Annotated in this window: 13 protein-coding genes and 1 pseudogene; 7 read left to right on the plus strand and 7 right to left on the minus strand. The window is 75.4% G+C overall.

Features of this window, described 5'->3' with window-relative positions; all coding sequences use genetic code 11:
- The 3 genes and pseudogenes from VM95_RS28165 to VM95_RS28175 form a co-directional block, all read right to left on the minus strand.
- A pseudogene (locus VM95_RS28165) lies at window positions 1-1,521 on the minus strand (hypothetical protein); the annotation flags it as partial.
- Between the two features lie 60 nt (window positions 1,522-1,581).
- Window positions 1,582-2,457, minus strand: a complete 876-nt coding sequence (locus VM95_RS28170) for a hypothetical protein (RefSeq protein ID WP_045701864.1) — start codon at window positions 2,455-2,457, stop codon at window positions 1,582-1,584.
- A 62-nt stretch (window positions 2,458-2,519) separates the two neighbouring features.
- The gene (locus tag VM95_RS28175; RefSeq protein ID WP_045701904.1) at window positions 2,520-4,019 is read right to left on the minus strand and encodes a hypothetical protein; all 1,500 of its coding nucleotides are present in this window, start codon (window positions 4,017-4,019) and stop codon (window positions 2,520-2,522) included.
- A gap of 395 nt (window positions 4,020-4,414) precedes the next feature.
- Here VM95_RS28175 and VM95_RS28180 point away from each other — a divergent pair, with 395 nt between their 5' ends.
- A complete protein-coding gene (locus tag VM95_RS28180) occupies window positions 4,415-4,942 on the plus strand; it encodes a hypothetical protein (RefSeq protein WP_045701866.1) in 528 nt (175 codons plus the stop codon).
- Between the two features lie 141 nt (window positions 4,943-5,083).
- Window positions 5,084-5,860: a LamB/YcsF family protein gene (locus tag VM95_RS28185; RefSeq protein ID WP_244178976.1), complete on the plus strand. Its 777-nt coding sequence runs from the start codon at window positions 5,084-5,086 to the stop codon at window positions 5,858-5,860.
- 64 nt (window positions 5,861-5,924) lie between these two features.
- Here VM95_RS28185 and VM95_RS28190 read toward each other — a convergent pair whose 3' ends face one another.
- Window positions 5,925-6,854 carry an aminoglycoside phosphotransferase family protein gene (locus VM95_RS28190; protein ID WP_045701868.1) on the minus strand — a complete coding sequence of 310 codons (930 nt, stop codon included), beginning with the start codon at window positions 6,852-6,854 and terminating at the stop codon, window positions 5,925-5,927.
- 51 nt (window positions 6,855-6,905) lie between these two features.
- Window positions 6,906-7,673, minus strand: a complete 768-nt coding sequence (locus tag VM95_RS28195; protein WP_045701870.1) for an alpha/beta fold hydrolase — start codon at window positions 7,671-7,673, stop codon at window positions 6,906-6,908.
- Window positions 7,674-7,796: 123 nt separating this feature from the next.
- Here VM95_RS28195 and VM95_RS28200 point away from each other — a divergent pair, with 123 nt between their 5' ends.
- The 3 genes from VM95_RS28200 (at window position 7,797) to VM95_RS28210 (ending at window position 10,186) form a co-directional block, all read left to right on the plus strand.
- Window positions 7,797-8,333, plus strand: a complete 537-nt coding sequence (locus VM95_RS28200) for a PadR family transcriptional regulator (protein ID WP_045701872.1) — start codon at window positions 7,797-7,799, stop codon at window positions 8,331-8,333.
- 60 nt (window positions 8,334-8,393) lie between these two features.
- Window positions 8,394-9,104 (plus strand): class I SAM-dependent methyltransferase, encoded by a 711-nt coding sequence (locus VM95_RS28205; RefSeq protein ID WP_045701874.1) that lies wholly within the window; start codon window positions 8,394-8,396, stop codon window positions 9,102-9,104.
- A gap of 239 nt (window positions 9,105-9,343) precedes the next feature.
- On the plus strand, window positions 9,344-10,186 hold the full coding sequence (locus VM95_RS28210; protein ID WP_045701908.1) for an undecaprenyl-diphosphate phosphatase: 843 nt from the start codon (window positions 9,344-9,346) through the stop codon (window positions 10,184-10,186).
- Window positions 10,187-10,271: 85 nt separating this feature from the next.
- On the opposite strand, the gene VM95_RS28215 is transcribed toward VM95_RS28210, so the two are convergent.
- On the minus strand, window positions 10,272-11,771 hold the full coding sequence (locus VM95_RS28215; RefSeq protein WP_045701877.1) for a hypothetical protein: 1,500 nt from the start codon (window positions 11,769-11,771) through the stop codon (window positions 10,272-10,274).
- Window positions 11,772-12,058: 287 nt separating this feature from the next.
- Here VM95_RS28215 and VM95_RS28220 point away from each other — a divergent pair, with 287 nt between their 5' ends.
- Window positions 12,059-12,604 (plus strand): PAS domain-containing protein, encoded by a 546-nt coding sequence (locus VM95_RS28220; protein ID WP_045701879.1) that lies wholly within the window; start codon window positions 12,059-12,061, stop codon window positions 12,602-12,604.
- Window positions 12,605-12,715: 111 nt separating this feature from the next.
- Here VM95_RS28220 and VM95_RS28225 read toward each other — a convergent pair whose 3' ends face one another.
- Window positions 12,716-14,197, minus strand: coding sequence for a DNA-binding protein NsdB (locus tag VM95_RS28225; RefSeq protein ID WP_045701881.1), 1,482 nt, complete (start codon window positions 14,195-14,197; stop codon window positions 12,716-12,718).
- 659 nt (window positions 14,198-14,856) lie between these two features.
- Here VM95_RS28225 and VM95_RS28230 point away from each other — a divergent pair.
- Window positions 14,857-15,888 carry an aminoglycoside phosphotransferase family protein gene (locus VM95_RS28230; RefSeq protein ID WP_425265365.1) on the plus strand — a complete coding sequence of 344 codons (1,032 nt, stop codon included), beginning with the start codon at window positions 14,857-14,859 and terminating at the stop codon, window positions 15,886-15,888.
- Window positions 15,889-15,995: the final 107 nt, after the last annotated feature.

The following is a 15,995-nucleotide window of genomic DNA, read 5'->3' on the forward strand; positions in this document are numbered from 1 at the left end:
CTGCTCGACCTCGGCGAGGCGCTGGCGCAGGTGCTCGGACTCGCTGCGGGCCTTCTGGGCGGCGGTGGCGGCCTCGGTGGCGTCGGACTGCGCCTTGGCGCCGTCCTCCTGGAGTTCGCTCGCGCGCTGCTCCTCGGTGTCGGCGCGGGCCTCGGCGGCCGCGGCGGCGGCCTCCAGGGCGCGGGCGAGCGCGCTGGCGGCGCGGGCGCGGGCGGCGAGCGCGGGGGCGGCGTCGAGTTCGGCCTCGCGGATGGCGGCGGCGACCCGGGCGACCCGGTCGGCGGCGGCGCGGTGGCGCAGGACGGCCTCGGCGGCCTGCCAGGCGGAGTGCAGGGTGCGGGCGTCGGTGAGTTCGCGGCGCAGCGCGGCGGCGTCGGTGGTGGCCGCGGCCAGGCCCAACGAGGCGTGCCGGTAGGTGAGTTCGTCGACGATCAGGCTGTGCCGGGTGCGGTCGGCCTCGGCGGCGGTGACGGCGCTCGCGGCGGCGGCGACCTCGATGGCGAGGTCCTGGGCGCGGTCGCGTTCGGCGGCGGCGCGGGTGCCGAGGGCCTGGGCGAGGCGGCGGGTGCGGCGTTCGGCGGTGCGGTGGGCCTCGCGGACGGACTCGCGGGCGACGGTGGCCTCGGCGATGCGCTCCAGGAGGTCCAACGAGCCCGCGGTGAAGTCGCGTTCGGCGGTGAGTTCGGCGCGGCGGCCGAGCTTGGCGGCGAAGCCGTGGACGAGGTCGGCGAGGCCGTCGGTGTCGCGGGTGTCGGTGACGGCGCGCAGCAGCAGGTCGGTGAAGTCGCTGTCGTGCTTGACCGCGAAGAGGCCGGCGGCCTCGCCCTCGTCGGCGTTCATCTCGCGCTGGTAGCGGAAGAGTTCGGGGTCGAGGCCGAGTTCGCCGAGGTGTTCCGTCCAGCGGTCGTGGCCGTCCTCGAAGACCAGGTCGAGGTGCGGGTGGGCCTTGCCGGCCTCCGCCATGGCGTCGCGGAAGCCCTTCATGGTGCGGCGGCGGCCGCGGGCCTTCTGGTCGCCGGCCAGGCTGACCCGTTCGGCGACCGGCAGGGAGTCGAGGGTGAGGCCGGGGCCGGGGCGGAAGGAGTACCAGGTCTCGGCGAACTTGCGCGGGTCGGAGGAGACCTGGCGGCCGCGCCACTCGCTGACCTTGCCGACCACGATCAGTTCGCCGGTGACGGTGTGCTGCCACTCCAGGGCGACGTGGCCGCAGTCGTCGGCGAGCAGGAACTTGCGCAGCACGCCGGAGCTGGCGCCGCCGAGGGTGTTGCGGTGGCCGGGGAGCATCACCGAGAAGATCAGCTTGAGCAGGACGGACTTGCCGCCGCCGTTCTCCAGGAACAGCACGCCGGCCGGGGCGGGGCGGCGGACCGGGCCGTCCGGGTCCTCGCCGAACAGGCCGATCTGCTGCGGGGCCGGGTCGGCGACGGGCTCGCCGACGCCGCGCAGGTCGAGCACCGTGTCGGCGTAGCGGGCGCCGGCCGGTCCGATCGAGTAGAGGCGGACCCGGTTCAGCTCGTACATGTGCGGCGGTTCTCCGTGCGGTCTATGCGGTCTATGCGGTCTACGTGAGTTGGGCGGGTGTCAGAGCGAGTGGAACGGCAGGCCGGCGTCGGCGACCAGGTCGTCGGCGGTGTCGGGCGGCAGCAGGCTGGCGGTGCCGTCCGAGACCGGGACGACGCCGAGGTCGAGCAGTTCGGCCATGGCGGCGCTGCCGGCCAGGTCGCGGACCTGGAGCTGGTAGCGGGCGGTGGTGCGGTAGGTGCCGCCGGAGTCGTCGGAGACCTTCTGCAGGAAGCCGGAGTCGACCAGGAACAGCACGGCCTTGGCGACGATGCCGGTGGTGGAGCCGGAGAGCCGGCGGGCGTCCTTGGTGGCGCCGGTGGCGGTGCGCCGGGACCACACCCGCCAGGCGGCCTCCAGGCCGGGGGCGTCGGAGGCCGGGTCGGTGTTGGCGCCGTCCGCGTCGGCCTGCTCCTCCAGGCGGCGGCAGGCCTGGCGGACGAAGGAGTCGACGCCGTTGACGGTGATCCGGCCGAGGTAGCCGTCGTCGGCGAGGTCCTCGGGGCGGGGGAAGGCCATCGCGGCGACGGCGAGGTGGGCCAGGCCGTGCAGGAAGCGGTCGGTGGACTCGGTGGCGGCGCGGCGCGAGTAGTCGCCCATCCGGACGGCGAACAGCGAGTCCTCGGCGGCGGCGACGGCCATGCCGGCGCGCGGCGAGACCTCCAGGACGACCAGGCCCATGCCGGTGGCGATGGCGTCGGCGAGGCGGGCGAACGGCGGGTCCTCGCGGTGGCGGCGCACCAGTTCGGCGTACTCGGCGTCGCGGGCGGGCAGCAGCTTGGCCTGCAGGCCGAAGGAGACCAGGCGGGCGGCGTCGGCGACGTCGGCCGGGGTGATCGGCGCGGGGGCCGCGGGTTCGGTCTCGGCCGCCCAGGACGTGTCGTGGTGGGTCGTCACGGGCGGTGCTCCTCGGGGGTGGCGCGGTGGTGGTGGTTCGTCAACTCGGTCGTCCCGGCGGCTCAGCCGGCGTCCTTGCGCTCGGCGGCCATGCCGGCCGCGTCGAGCAGGGCGCTGCCGACGATCAGGTCGGCGCCGCCGAACTCCGGGTCGCGCAGCGGGGTGCCGTCGTCCACGGCGAACAGCAGCCGCTCCTCGCCCTGGCGGTAGGCGGTGCCGACCGGCGGGCTGGCGGCGTGCACGGCGAGCAGGGCGACCAGGTACGGCAGGTCCGGGTCCTGCGTGCGGGCCTCGGCGAGCAGGCCGGACAGCCGCCGGGGGGCGTCCGCGGGCAGGTCGAGCAGCAGCAGGGCGGCTTCCAGCTGGGCCTCGGAGAAGCGGCTGTCGTCCGGGGTCGCGACCAGGTCCGGGTCGGGCAGCTCGGCGCCGAGGTGCTCGCGCTCGACGGGCGGGGTGAGCAGCAGGTCGACCAGGTCGGCGACCCGGACGGAGACGGGGGTGCGCAGCCCGGCACCGCGCGCGAAGAAGGCGCCGGTGGGGCGGACGGCCTGCTCTACCGGCAGCCGCAGCACGGGGGCGAGCAGCTGCCCGTACAGGTCGATGCCGCTGCGGGCGCCGGGGGTGGCGAAGGCCTGCCGGTCCTGCTCGGCGCGGAACAGCGGGCCGGCCTCCAGCAGGCGGGTCTGCAGCTTCGTGTGGCGGCGGATGCAGTCCTTGACGATGTCGAGCAGCTCGGCGGCGCGGCGCTTGTGCTCCGCTCCTTCGGGAGTGTGGGGCTCGGCCTCGTCGCGGGCCTTGCGGATGTTGGTGAGAATCGCGTTCTCGTGCCGGTAGCGGTCGGCGATGTGGTCCAGGGCCTCGTCGATGAGGTCGGGGATGGTGCGCATCCAGTCGACGGCGCGGACGTTGCGGCGGGTCGCCTCCAGGGCGCGGCGCAGCGTCTCGGCGTACTGGACGGTGCGGTAGCGGGCCTGTTCGGCGGCGAGCTGGGCGTCGGCCAGGCGGCCGCGGCGGATCAGTACCTCGAGCTTGACCTCGGCGGCGATCTGGGCCGAGGTGACGTCGGTGTCCAGCGCGCCGACCAGGACGTTGACCGCCTCGTCGGTGGTGCGCAGGTAGACCCCGCCGTCCGGGCCGGGGACCTCCTCGATGAGCTTGAAGTCGTAGTCGCGGCGCACGTACTCGCCGTCCGCGCCGAAGGTGCCGTAGACGGCGCGGAAGCCGCGGTCCACGCTGCCGACGTTGATCATCGACTCCAGCACCCAGCGGGCGACCCGCTCGTGCTCGGCGGCGGGCCGGGTCGGGGCCTGGGCGGCGACCCGGGGCAGCAGCCGGGCGAGCACTATGTCGCGGTCGGCCCCGGTGTCGAAGTCCATGTGCAGGGTGACCAGGTCGATCGCGGCGAGGCCGACCTCGGCCATCGCGTAGCCGCCGTACTCGCCGGCCAGGTTGACCTTGCGGTTGTCCAGGTCGTGCAGCGGGGCGGTGCAGGCCAGCGCCTTGAGCCGGCGGGCCAGGCCCTCGTCGGCGGCGGGGCCGGGCGCGGGGCGCGGGGCGGGCACGCCGACGGCACCGGCGGGGCCGGACGCGCCGGCGGACGGCCGGAGGCCGGGCTCGGTGGGCTGGTCTGCGATGGCGGTCACGGTGGACAAGATTAGAGGTTCGCACCGACATCGACCGAAACGGACCTTGCGGGCGGCTCCGGACGCGGCCGGAGGGCGGGGTTCCGGCCGGATCCGGACCGTGGTCCCGACGGGATCCGGTCCGCTCCGAACGTGTGCTGAACGTGTGCTGAACGCGCGCCGAACGCGTTCGAGGGATCTCGTTGAACGCGTTCAAGGGGGTGCGTTGAACGCGTTCAAATACAGGGTCTAGAGTCGGTTCCGCGCAGGCGGCACAAGGCCCGTCCTGCTCTCCCGGCACGCCCGACCGGCGTGCCCGTCCGGAGGTGTGCGAGATGGACGACGTCGACCCCGCGGTCATCCTGCGAAGGGCCCGGCGGTGGCTCCGGTTCTTCGTGGTGTGCCTGGTGCTCAGCGGGCTGACCGCCTTCCCGCTGGAGACCGAGAGCCGCTGGCTGGTCGAGTTCGCCTCGGGGCCGGCCGCGCCGGTGACCGACCACTTCCCGGCCGTCACGGCCTGGTTCGAACAGGTCCACCAGGGCATCGTCGAGACCGACGAGCGGTACCCCTTCCTGGCGTACGGCACCGACTGGCTGGCCTTCGCCCACCTGGTGATCGCCGCCGCCTTCTGGGGGCCGATCAAGGACCCGGTCCGCAACATCTGGGTGATCCGCTGGGCGGTGATCGCCTGCGGCGCCGTCGTCCCGCTGGCGCTGTTCTGCGGGCCGCTGCGGGGGATCCCGGTGCTCTGGCGATTCATCGACATGTCGTTCGGCGTCCTCGGCGCCATCCCGCTGCTGATGGTGCTGCGGGCGCTCCGCCCGCTGGAACGTTCCTTCATGGCACGACTGGCCGAAAGCTGAGCCGATCGGCCCGGCGGCGCCGCCCCGGGGCGCGGGGGCGGCGCCGCACGCCGGTGCGTGCGCGGGGGTCGGGTCACGGAACACGGGCTTCATCCGCAGGCCCTACCATCTGGCACAACAGCTGCTGGGAGGCGGACGGGCGTGGCCGATGCGGTGATCGATCTCAATGCGGATCTCGGGGAGGGGTTCGGGCGCTGGACCCTGACCGACGACGAGGCACTGCTGTCCGTGGTGACCAGCGCCAACGTCGCCTGCGGCTTCCACGCCGGCGACCCGTCGACGATGCGCCGGGTCTGCGCGCTCGCCGCCGAACGCGGCGTCCGGATCGGCGCCCAGGTCTCGTACCACGACCTGGCCGGCTTCGGCCGCCGCGCGATGGACGTCCCCCCGGAGGAGCTGGCCGACGAGATCGCCTACCAGATCGGCGCCCTCCAGGTCTTCGCCCGCGCCGCCGGCTCCCGGGTCTCCTACGTCAAACCGCACGGCGCCCTCTACCTCCGGACCGTCGACGACTCCGAACAGGCCGAGGCCGTGGTCGCCGGCGTCCTGCGGGCCGGCGCGGTCTGCGACGGGCCGCTGCCCGTCCTCGGCCTGCCCGGCTCCCGGCTGCTCGCCGTCGCCGAGGGCGTCGGCCTTCCGGTCGTCGCCGAGGCGTTCGCCGACCGCGCCTACACCCGCGCCGGCACCCTCGTCCCGCGCCGCGAGCCCGACGCCGTCGTGCACGACCCGGAGTCGGTGATCACCCGCGCCGTGGGCATCGCCCGGGACGCCGCCGTCGAGGCCGCCGGCGGCGAGCGGATCCCCGTCGCCGCCCGCTCCCTGTGCGTCCACGGCGACACCCCCGGCGCCGCCCAGCTCGCCTGGCGCATCCGCGGCGCCCTCGCCTCGGCCGGCATCCGGGTCGAGGCCTTCGCGTGAGCGCGCCCGCCGTCCGCCGGGTCGGCGAACGGGCCCTGCTCAGCCGCTGAGTCCTGTCCGCGGCTCACCGCCCCGACAGCACCTCGGCGACCGCCCGCTGGGCCGGGTCGAGCGCGGCCCCGGCGCCGTCCCCCGCCGCCCAGACCGCGTTCTGCAGCACCCGGGCCAGCGTCCAGGCAGCAGCGGCCGCGCGGTCCAGCTCCAGCACCTCCGTCAGCAGGTCGAAGCGCCGGCGCAGGGCGCGGGCCGGGTCGTCGGCGGCGAGCACGTCCGCCCAGCGGTTGCGCAGTGCCGGGAGCAGTTCGAAGCCGGGGTGCCCGGCGAGCGGCTTGGGGTCGATGGCCAGCCAGGGCTCCGTACGGCCGCTGCCCGGGAGCGGGGCGAGGACGTTGCCGTAGTGCAGGTCCCAGTGGAGCAGCCGGTCGCCGGGCTCGGCGCGGACCTCGCGCAGGGCGGCCGCGCAGTCGGCGAGCAGCCGCCGCTCGGCCGGGTCGGCGAGGGCACCGACCGCCCCGGGGGCGGCGCGCAGCAGCCGGTCCGCGACCTGCGCCAAGTCCCGGAGCCCGGCCGGTGCCTGATGGAGCGTCAAGTCCCGCAGCAGCTCGGCCAGGACGCGCAGGGCGGCCTCGCCGTCCGGCAGGTCGAGCAGCGAGCGCCCGGCGTCCAGGCGCTCCAACAGCAGGCTGCCGGTGGCGGGTTCGTGCGCGAGCAGGCGGACGGCGCCGCGCCCTCCCCAGGCCCGCAGCGCGAGCGGTTCGCCCGCCGTCTCCTCGTCCACCGGCTGCAGCTTGAGGACGGCGGGCGTGTCGTCGGCGCGGCGCACGGGCAGCACCAGCGCGACCGCGCCGTGCGCCGGCGGGCCGTCCGGGCGCAGCTCCCAGCGCCGCAGCAACTCCCCGGCCAGCGCGGGCAGTCGGGCGGACCAGGCCCGCCCGTCCGGGCCGAAGAACTCCTCCAGCGACGCCGCCAGCGCGGACGGGACGACCACGGGCATCGGCGGGCTCCTCTCGAACGGTCCGGTCGGCCAGCCTAGAGGGCCTGCGGTTCAGGCCGCGAGCGCCGCCGCGGCCGCCGCCGCGAAGCCGTCCGGGTTGTCGATCATCAGGTTGTGCCCGCAGTCCGGCAGCGCCACCACCCGCACGCCCGCCGCGCGCAGCCCGTCCGCGTCACGGGGTTCGCCGTCCGCGAGGGGGTGGAGGAAGGTGCGCGGGAGGTCGAGGCCGAGCAGCATGTCGCGCATGGTGGGGACGGTCGCGCGGGCCAGGTGGACGGCACTGCGGTGCAGCGCCTCGGGGCCGGCGAGGCGCATCGTGGACCACCAGAACGGGCCCACCCGCTCGGCGACCCGCTCGCGCCCGCCGGCCAGGAACTCCGCCTCGGTCCAGCTCGCGATGCCGCTGCTGCCCGGCCGGGCGGGCGCCGGGGCGATCGGGTCGAGGTTGGCGTCGGCGAGGACGAGCCGCGCCACCAGCCGCGGGTGCCGGTGGGCGAGCACGATCGCGACCGCCCCGCCCATGCTGTGGCCGACCACCTCGGCGGCCTCGACCCCGGCGGCGGTGAGCGCCGCCGCGACGGTGTCGGCGTGCTCCTCCAGGGTGTACGCGCGGTCGGCGGGCCGGTCGCTGAGGCCGAAGCCGAGCAGGTCGAGCAGCAGCGAACGGCGCCCGGCGAGCAGCGGGTGGGTGGCGGCGGCCGCGAAGTAGGCGGGCGAGGTCGCGCCGAGGCCGTGCAGATAGACCCGGGCCGGTTCGGCGCCGGGCAGTTCGACCCAGCGGATCCGGTCGCCGTTCGGGGTGACGGGGGCTTCGCGCACTGCGGGGCTCCTTCTCCGGGTTCTCCGGGACCGCCCCGAAGCCCCCCGACCATACCTCGACGCCGAGGTATAGCGGTAGCGATATACCCATAGGCCGAGGGACGGATCTGCGACAGTGGGCCCATGCTGAAGCTCGCCATCCTCGGATTCCTGTACGACCGACCGCTGCACGGCTACGAACTGCGCCGCCACCTCAGCGCCCTCACCGGCCACGTCCGCCCGATCAGCGACGGCACGCTCTACCCCGCGATCAAACGCCTGGAGACCGCCGGCCTGCTGGTCCGCGAGACCGAGCCGGGCACCGCCGCCGCACCCCGGCACACCCTGCACCTCACCGAGGCCGGACGCACCGCCCTGCGCGACCGGCTGCGCGAGCCCGAGCCGCTGGACATCAGCGACGAGAACCGCTGGTTCACCCTGCTCGCCTTCCTGCGCCACCTCGCCGACCCCGCCGCCCAGGCCGCCGTGCTGCGCCGCCGGCTGGCCTTCCTCGCCGAGCCGGCGAGCTTCTTCTACGAGGGCGAACGCCCGCTCGGCGCCGAGGAGTTCGCCGACCCGTTCCGGCGCGGCCTGCTCCTGGTCGCCCGCGCCACCAGCGAGGCCGAACTCGGCTGGCTGCACGCCACCCTGGCGGAGCTCGGCGAGCCCGCCGCAGAGTGACCGAAACCCGCCGCGGCAGCGGGCTTCCGCCCCCGAACCACCCGTGTTCGGATGGCGGACATGAGCGATGACACGCACACGAGCGACGAGCGGCGCCCGGGCTACGACGGCACCGGACCGGGCGCGATCACCCCGGACGGCTGCGCCGTCGAGATGTGGCTGCGCCTCCCGGCGGGCGACGCTCCGGACGTCATCGAGGCCGCGGTGCCGGCCGGCGCACACATCCTCGAACTCGGCTGCGGCGTGGGCCGGATGACGCACCCGCTGGCCGACCGCGGCTTCACCGTGACGGCCGTCGACGAGTCCGCCGACATGCTGGCCCGGGTGCGCCCGCAGGTCCGCACGGTGCGCAGCCCGATCGAGCGGCTGGACCTCGGCGAGCGCTTCGACGTCGTCCTGCTCGCCTCCTTCCTGGTGCACGCCGGTGACGCGAAGGTCCGCCAGGGGCTGCTGGAGACCTGCCGCCGCCACGTCGCCGAGGACGGCTGCGTGCTGATCCAGCGCGAGGGCGCCGACGTGCACCGGAGCGTGCCCCGGGAGACCCCGGTCGGCGCCGGCCTGGCCCGGGTCGTCTCCTCCACGCCGGTCGGCGACGGCGTGCACTCCGTCCACGTCGAGTACGAGTTCCCGGACGGCCGCTGGACGCAGACCTTCCTGTCCCGCCCGCTCAGCGACGAGCAGTTCGAGCGGGCGCTGGCGGAGGCCGGGCTGCGGATCGAGACGCACCTGACCGAGGACCGCGTCTGGGTCCGGGCCCGGCCGACCGGCTGACGCCCGGGGAGCCCCGGAAGCCCCGGGAGCCCCGACGGCCCGGTACGCAAAGCCCGATTAAAGGGTGAACCAAGAACTGTCATCTTCACCCCGTACTATCGGGCCGCGCGCCGGGCCGGCACGCGGCCGGGGGGTCGCACGGGCAGCGGCACGCCCGTACACCCGCCCCCGACCCGCGAGGACCCGACCATGCCGCACCCGCACCACGACCGACCGACAGCCGCGGCGGGTGCCCGGTGATCGACTGGTTCCACGGAGCCGTGCTCGGCCTGATCCAGGGCCTCACCGAGTTCCTGCCCGTCTCCTCCAGCGCCCACCTGCGGGTCTTCTCCGCCCTGCTGGGCTGGGACGACCCGGGCGCGGCCTTCACCGCGGTCACCCAGCTCGGCACCGAGACCGCCGTGCTGATCTACTTCCGCCGGGACATCGCCGCGATCGTCCGGACCTGGGCGCTGTCGCTGTTCCGCCCGGCGCTGCGCTCCGAGCCGGACGCCCGGATGGGCTGGTTCGTGATCATCGGCACCCTGCCGATCGGCATCCTCGGCAAGCTGTTCCAGGACAGCATCGAGACCCACCTGCGCGACCTGCGGATCGTCGGCACCACCCTGATCGTCTTCGGCCTGGTCTTGGCCTTCGCCGACCGCACCCGCGCCGTCCGGCACGCCCGGCCGATCACCGACCTCACCCTGCCGCACGCCGGCGCCTTCGGCTTCGCCCAGGCGCTGGCACTGATCCCCGGGGTGTCCCGCTCCGGCGGCACGATCAGCGCGGGCCTGCTGCTCGGCTACAGCCGGGAGGCGGCGGCCCGCTACTCCTTCCTGCTCGCGATCCCGGCGGTGCTCGCCTCCGGCGCGCTGGAGCTGTTCAAGATCGGCGAGGGCCCGGCGCCCGCCTGGGGGCCGACGGTCCTCGCGACGGCGATCGCCTTCGTGGTCGGCTACGCGGCGATCGCCTGGTTCCTCAAGTACATCTCGCACCACAGCTTCGTGCCGTTCGTGGTCTACCGGGTGCTGCTCGGCATCCTGATCATCGGACTGGTCGCGGGCGGCGTCCTGGCGCCGGACGCGGGCTCGATCAAGTAGAACAGCGTTTCAAGGAGACCGGCCCGGAGAACAGCGGTGGGCCGGGACACCCGTCCCGGCCCACCGCTCTCGCATCTGATCGGCCCTAGCGACCGAACTCCCGGGCCTTGGTCAGCCGCCCCCGGACGGCGGCGTGGACCTCGGCCTCCTCGGCCGGGTCGGCGGCGAGCCTGCGCAGCCGCTCCAGCACGCGCGCGTCGCCCGTGGTGGCGACATGGCGCGCGGCGAGCTCGCGCGTGGACTCCTCGCAGTCCCAGAGGCACTCGACGGCGGGCCCCTCGGGGAAGTGCACATCGGTGGCGGCGAGCGCCTGGGCGGCACGGCCGCGCAGGTCGGAGGAGGCGGCCTCCCCGTAGATGTGGCGCAGCACGGGGACGGCGTCGGCGGCGGCCAGCCGCCCCGCACCGTCGACCAGCGAGCCGAGCCCGCAGCCCGTCACGCCCTTGGCCGAGATCCACCGGCGCAGGCCGGCGACCACCAGGGGCGCGTCGGCCGGCTCGCCGACGTCCGCGAGCAGCCGGACGGCGGCCTCGCCGAGCGCGCTGTCGGCGGCGCCACCGGCCGGATCGGCCCAGCGGCGGGCGTGGGCCAGCACCTCGGGGCCGCGCATCCGGCCGAGCAGTTCCAGGGCGGCCCGCACGATCCGGTCGTCCACGTCCGCGGCGGCGGCCTCGATGAGCTCGATGGCGGCCGGGTCGCGCTGGTCGACGAGGTGGCGCAGGGCGGCCCGGCGGGCGCCGGGCAGGCCGCCCGCGGCGGCCTCCAGCAGCAGCGGGCGGTCCTCGGGCCGCACGACGGCGGTCAGGCAGCGGGCGGCCGCGGCCGCGCGGCGGTCCACCGCGTCGGGGGCGGACGGGTCCTCGGCGGGGCGCGGCTGCTCGGACCGGGCGAGGAAGGCGCCGGCGCCTAGGCCGCCCAGCTCGCCCTGGTCGGCCCAGGCCAGCACGTCGGCGGTGGACCAGCCGGGCGTGACGCCGCTGCGGTTGAGCTGGCGCTGCCAGAGGTCGAAGGGGGACTGTTCGCTGGCCGCCGCCACTCTCGGGTGGTAGGCCGCCCACAGCCGCCAGGGCCGGGGCTCGTACGCGTTGCGGATGAACTCGCGCAGCTCGGCGTCGCCCTCGGGGCCCGGCGGGAAGCGGTCCAGCACGGCGGTGCCGAGCAGCAGGAGGCCGCGGTCGTCGTCGCGCAGGGCGAGCTCGTCGAGGGCCCAGGCCCAGTTCGCGCCCGTGGCGGCGTACTCGCGCAGCATCAGCAGCGCGTCGCGACGGCCGTAGGCGGCGAGGTGGCCCAGGACGGAGAGGGCGAGACCGGTGCGGCACTCGTCGTCGCTGACGAGGTCCTCGGCGGAGTGCAGGTGGTCCTCGATGCCGTCGAGCGGCGCTTCGAGGTCCATGTAGATGCGGGCGTAGTACAGAGAGCGGCTCTCGACCTGCCAGTCGGCTCGCGGATCTCTGGTGACGCACTCCTCCAGGGCGGCGATGGCCTCGGTACGGTCGGCGGCCAGCGCGTGGAGCTGCCCGTCACCGCGGCCTCGCTGAAGGAGGCCGAGGAGGCTGGCACTAGGTGCTATCACTGGCTCGAACATGAGGTCAGCATCCGTTGCGGCGGTCGTAGTGGCAACGGGATTTCCGTCGCCGGGGTCTCTGGTCGGTACTGCGGTGGGCGCCCGGGCGCCGGAATCACCGAAGGTTACCGCCTCGGGACCGCTTCCGCACACAGGGCGACGGAGGCCCCCGCCACAGTGGCATATGCCACGGGAATTTTGCCTGCGTTCTGTCCAAATCGCCCGCACGGATGACGACGCTGTGCGACAGTCTTCTCACCACCCCACGGCCCGCACCCGGCAGGCCGCACCCGAGCGATGGACCCGTCATGACCATGCCGTTAGGCTCCCCGGCCGCCCTCCGCCCGCCGGACGCCGCCACCGCGGACGGCGCCCGACCGGGCGCGACGGAAGGCCGGGACGGCGGCCGCCCGGAGGCGGACGGCACGGACACCGGAACGGACGACAGAGTGGACGGCACGGCGCAGGAGCCGTCCGGCCCCGGCCTCAACGGGCGCCCCGGCGGACACGACCACGACACCGAGCCCTACGGCATCGGCGCCGCCGAATGGAACCTCCTCACCGACGACGTCCGCTGGAACGCCGAGACCTACCTGCTGCTCGGCTGCGACCCCGCCGACGCCCCGCTCAGCCTCGACCGGCTGCCCGACCGCCTCCCCGAGGCGGATCGGCCGCTGCTGCGCCGGATGATGACCGACGCCCTGGTGCACGGCCGCACCACCGCCGGCACGATCCGCGTCCGCCGGGCCGACGGCCACCACGACAGCGTCGACTGCGCGGGCGAGCCCGTGCTCGGCGCGGACGGCACCGTCACCGCGCTGCGCCTGCTGCTCCGGTCGGTCCCCGACCTCTGAGCCGGCCTCCGGCCCGCGCGCCCCTTCCGTCGCGCGCGCTCCGCCCGTTCCGCCGCCACCGCGCCGGCCCGACCGCCAGACCGTGCGCCCGCCCGTGCGGCCGACCGCCCGTCAGGACGGCCTCGGCCGGTTCTTGGCGTCCGCCACCCGCAGCTGCCGCCCGAGCTCCGCCCGCAGCTCGTCCACCGCCGGCACCCCCCGGTAGCGCGCCGTCAGCCGGTACATCTCGCGCAGCCGGTCCCAGGTCCGGTGCGAGGAGTTCTGGCCGATCAGGTTCAGCACCATCTTCGCCTGGAACTCCGCCGCGTCCGGATCGCCCGCGATCCAGTGCACCGAGGACAGCGTGATCCGGTCGAACAGCGCCGAGCGCAGCCGCCCGGTGCCATCGCGCAGCGCGATCACCCGCTCCGCGTGCCGGCGGGCCTGCGGCAGCGCCGTCGCGTCGTGCTCGGCCAGCGTGCGCAGCACCAGCGCCTGCATGCCGCGCAGTTCGGCCTCGTCGAACGTCTGCATCCAGGACGGCGGCGGCTCCGGCGACCCCTCGGAGAACAGCTCCTCGGCCTCGCCGAGCAGCCGGTAGGTGTCCTGCGAGTGCCCGATCGACGCGCGCGCCCACGCCTCGACGGTGTTGAACATGGCCCGCGTTCTGGGCTGCAGCCGACCGCCGGCGTCCTTCGCGGCCGTCATCAGGTCGATCGCGTCGTCCGCCCGCCCCAGGTGCACCATCTGACGCGCCGCCCGGGAGATCGCCTCCCCGGCGCGCGGACGGTCGCCCGCCTCCTTCGCCGCCTCCGCCGCGATCATGAAGTACCGCTGGGCGGTGGGCTCCAGGCCCACGTCGTGCGACATCCAGCCGGCCAGCACCGCCAGGTTGGCCGCGACCAGCCACAGCCGCTGCTCCACCGCGGGCTCGTGGCGGTGGGTCAACAGACCACCCACCTCGTTGAGTTGACCGACCACCGCCTTGCGCTGCAGGCCGCCGCCGCGGGCCGCGTCCCAGGCCCGGAACACCTGCACCGAGTGCTCCAGCGACTCCACCTCGTCGGGCCCGACCGGGCCCGCGTCGAACACGTCCACCGTCGGGCGCGCCCCGCCCCCGGTGACCACCTGTCGCGGCCCGGGGACCGCGGCCGCGTACGCGACGGCGTCCCCGCCCAGCCAGCCCTTCAACGAGTCGGCGATGACCGCCCCGGCCGTGAGCGCGGCACCCGCGCCCACCAATCCACGTCGGTTCAGCATGAGGTCCATTCCCGTGAACTCGGTGAGGACCGCGGCTGTTCGATCCGGCGACCACGGGACTGCTGCGGACGGCGCCGCTCCGGACCTGGTGGGCCGGTGTCGTTCCAGACCGAGGTCCTCAGTGGTGACGACACGGCCGAGCCGCTCCGTGAACACGGCTGCCAGCACCCTCGGCACCGGATCGCGGGGGATCTCCCCCTGCTCGATCCAGCGCCGTACCCTCGAGGTGTCGGTGGACAGCTGCTGCTGCCCCATCGCGGCACCCCGGCGGTTGACCAGCCGCGCCAGCTCGCCCTTCGACCATCCGGTCAGGACGAACAGGTCCGCCAGTCGGGTGTTGGGTCCCCTGCTCAAATGAAGCCCCCAGGTTCCTCGGCTGCAACGAGGCTAGAGCGTCCGGCATGTGCCGGGCGAGCATTCGCTACCGTTCGCCAGGGTCCGCCAGGCTACTCAGCCAGTGCGCCGCGGGTGTCTTGTAGGAGTGCGCCACCTCGCCCCCGGGTCGGGCGGCGTCCCACCGGCGTCGGGGCAGTCCCCCGACCGTGGCACGGGACGCTCCCGGTCCTCACCCGAGGGGGTGGCGCGGCCGGGTGGCGCGGGGGCGCCGGGCACGGCCACGGCAGTCCGGCCGACCGCATTCCCCAGGGTGCGGACGGCCGGTCGACCGCACCCAGGGGTTCCGACCCCGCGTCCGTGCCCGGCGCCCGCGCACCACCCACCGACCGAAGCAGAGACGCCGTCGCGCGCCCCCCAGGAAGCACGCGCGCCGGCCCTCCCCCGCCCAGCGGGGCCGCACCCGCAGACGGACCGGAAGGGACCACCCTCAGCCCATGTACTCCTCAGCGACCACCCCGACGCCCACCGCGACCCGCACCGCGCTGCGCCCCCCCACCGCAGCCGCCGGCCGTCCCGGCCCCAAGCAGGTGCCCCCGGGCGTCCGACCGGTCGCGCCGCGCGGTGCCGAGGGCCGGTCCGCGGACGCCCGGGTCCCGGTCGGCCGTACGGCGCTGGGGCTGCGCGCCCCCGAGACGGCCGTGCCCGCCGGGCAGCGCCTCCCGCTCGCCCGCCAGGCCGACAGCCAGCTGATCCGGCGTCCGATGCGGCCCGGCGCCCCGGTCGGCGCCGAGCGGATCGACCCGTCCGCGCTGCAGACCCCGGCGGTACGGGCCGCGCTGGCGAGCGTCGCGCGGATATGTCCCGCGTTCACCCCGCGCCAGGTGCTGCGCGAGGGCAGCCGCCACATCCTGGTGGCGGGCACCATCGGGCGCGCCCCGGTGGTGGCCAAGTGCCTGGCGCCGCAGGCGGTGCGGAGTGAGTACTTCGAGCAGCTGGTGGCCGACTTCCACCACGAGGTCGCCGTGTACCGGGCGTTCGTCCGGCACCGCCCGCCGGTGCGGCTGCCCCGGTTGGTGGCGGCCGACCACGACCGCTGCGTGCTGGTCATGGAGCGGGTGCCCGGCCGGCCGGCCGCGCGCGAGCGCCACCCCGTCAACGCGCCCACCCCGGGCGAGGTGCGGGCGCTGCTCGGCGCCGTCCGGACGCTGAACCTCTGGCGGCCGCCGAGCGACGTCTTCCAGCCGCGCCTGGACTACCAGTTGGAGATCGCCCGCTACCACTCGGTGGGCCAGCTCACCGACCGGGACGCCGGCGACCTGCGCGGCCTGCTGCACGGCCTCGGCCACACCCCGCTGCAGCTGTGCCACGGCGACGCCCTGCTCAGCAACATGCTGCTGGCGCCGTCCGGCCCGGTGCTGGTCGACTGGGAGCAGGCCGGCTGGTACCTGCCGGGCTACGACCTGGCGGTGCTGTGGAGCGTGCTCTCCGGCGACACCGCCGCCCGCCGCCAGATCAGCCAACTCGCCCAGAGCGGCGGCACGATGGCCCGGGACGCGTTCCTGGTGAACCTGGTGCTGGTGCTGATGCGGGAGATCCGGCTGTACGACGTGCCGGGCGCGGGCGAGGAGCAGCGGATCATGATCCGTCGGCTCTACGACGACGCCGCGCTGGCCCGCCGGGCCGTCCGGGCCGCGGTCGGCACCCGCTGAACCGCCGTACGGCTGTGCCCGCGCCTTCCGTCCGGGAGGCGCGGGCACAGCCGTCTCCCGGACGGTCGCGGGGGCGGGCCGCCACGGGGCTGGCGGTTTCTGGCGGA

This window comes from Streptomyces rubellomurinus (assembly GCF_000961885.1).
Classification (GTDB): domain Bacteria; phylum Actinomycetota; class Actinomycetes; order Streptomycetales; family Streptomycetaceae; genus Kitasatospora; species Kitasatospora rubellomurina.

What these genes read in the sequence shown, in the direction of transcription:
- VM95_RS28180 (WP_045701866.1), top strand. Translation starts at nt 4,415, where the DNA reads ATGGACGACGTCGACCCCGCGGTCATCCTGCGAAGGGCCCGGCGGTGG.
- VM95_RS28190 (WP_045701868.1), bottom strand. Translation starts at nt 6,854, where the DNA reads ATGCCCGTGGTCGTCCCGTCCGCGCTGGCGGCGTCGCTGGAGGAGTTC.
- VM95_RS28200 (WP_045701872.1), top strand. Translation starts at nt 7,797, where the DNA reads ATGCTGAAGCTCGCCATCCTCGGATTCCTGTACGACCGACCGCTGCAC.
- VM95_RS28205 (WP_045701874.1), top strand. Translation starts at nt 8,394, where the DNA reads ATGAGCGATGACACGCACACGAGCGACGAGCGGCGCCCGGGCTACGAC.
- VM95_RS28215 (WP_045701877.1), bottom strand. Translation starts at nt 11,771, where the DNA reads ATGTTCGAGCCAGTGATAGCACCTAGTGCCAGCCTCCTCGGCCTCCTT.
- VM95_RS28220 (WP_045701879.1), top strand. Translation starts at nt 12,059, where the DNA reads ATGACCATGCCGTTAGGCTCCCCGGCCGCCCTCCGCCCGCCGGACGCC.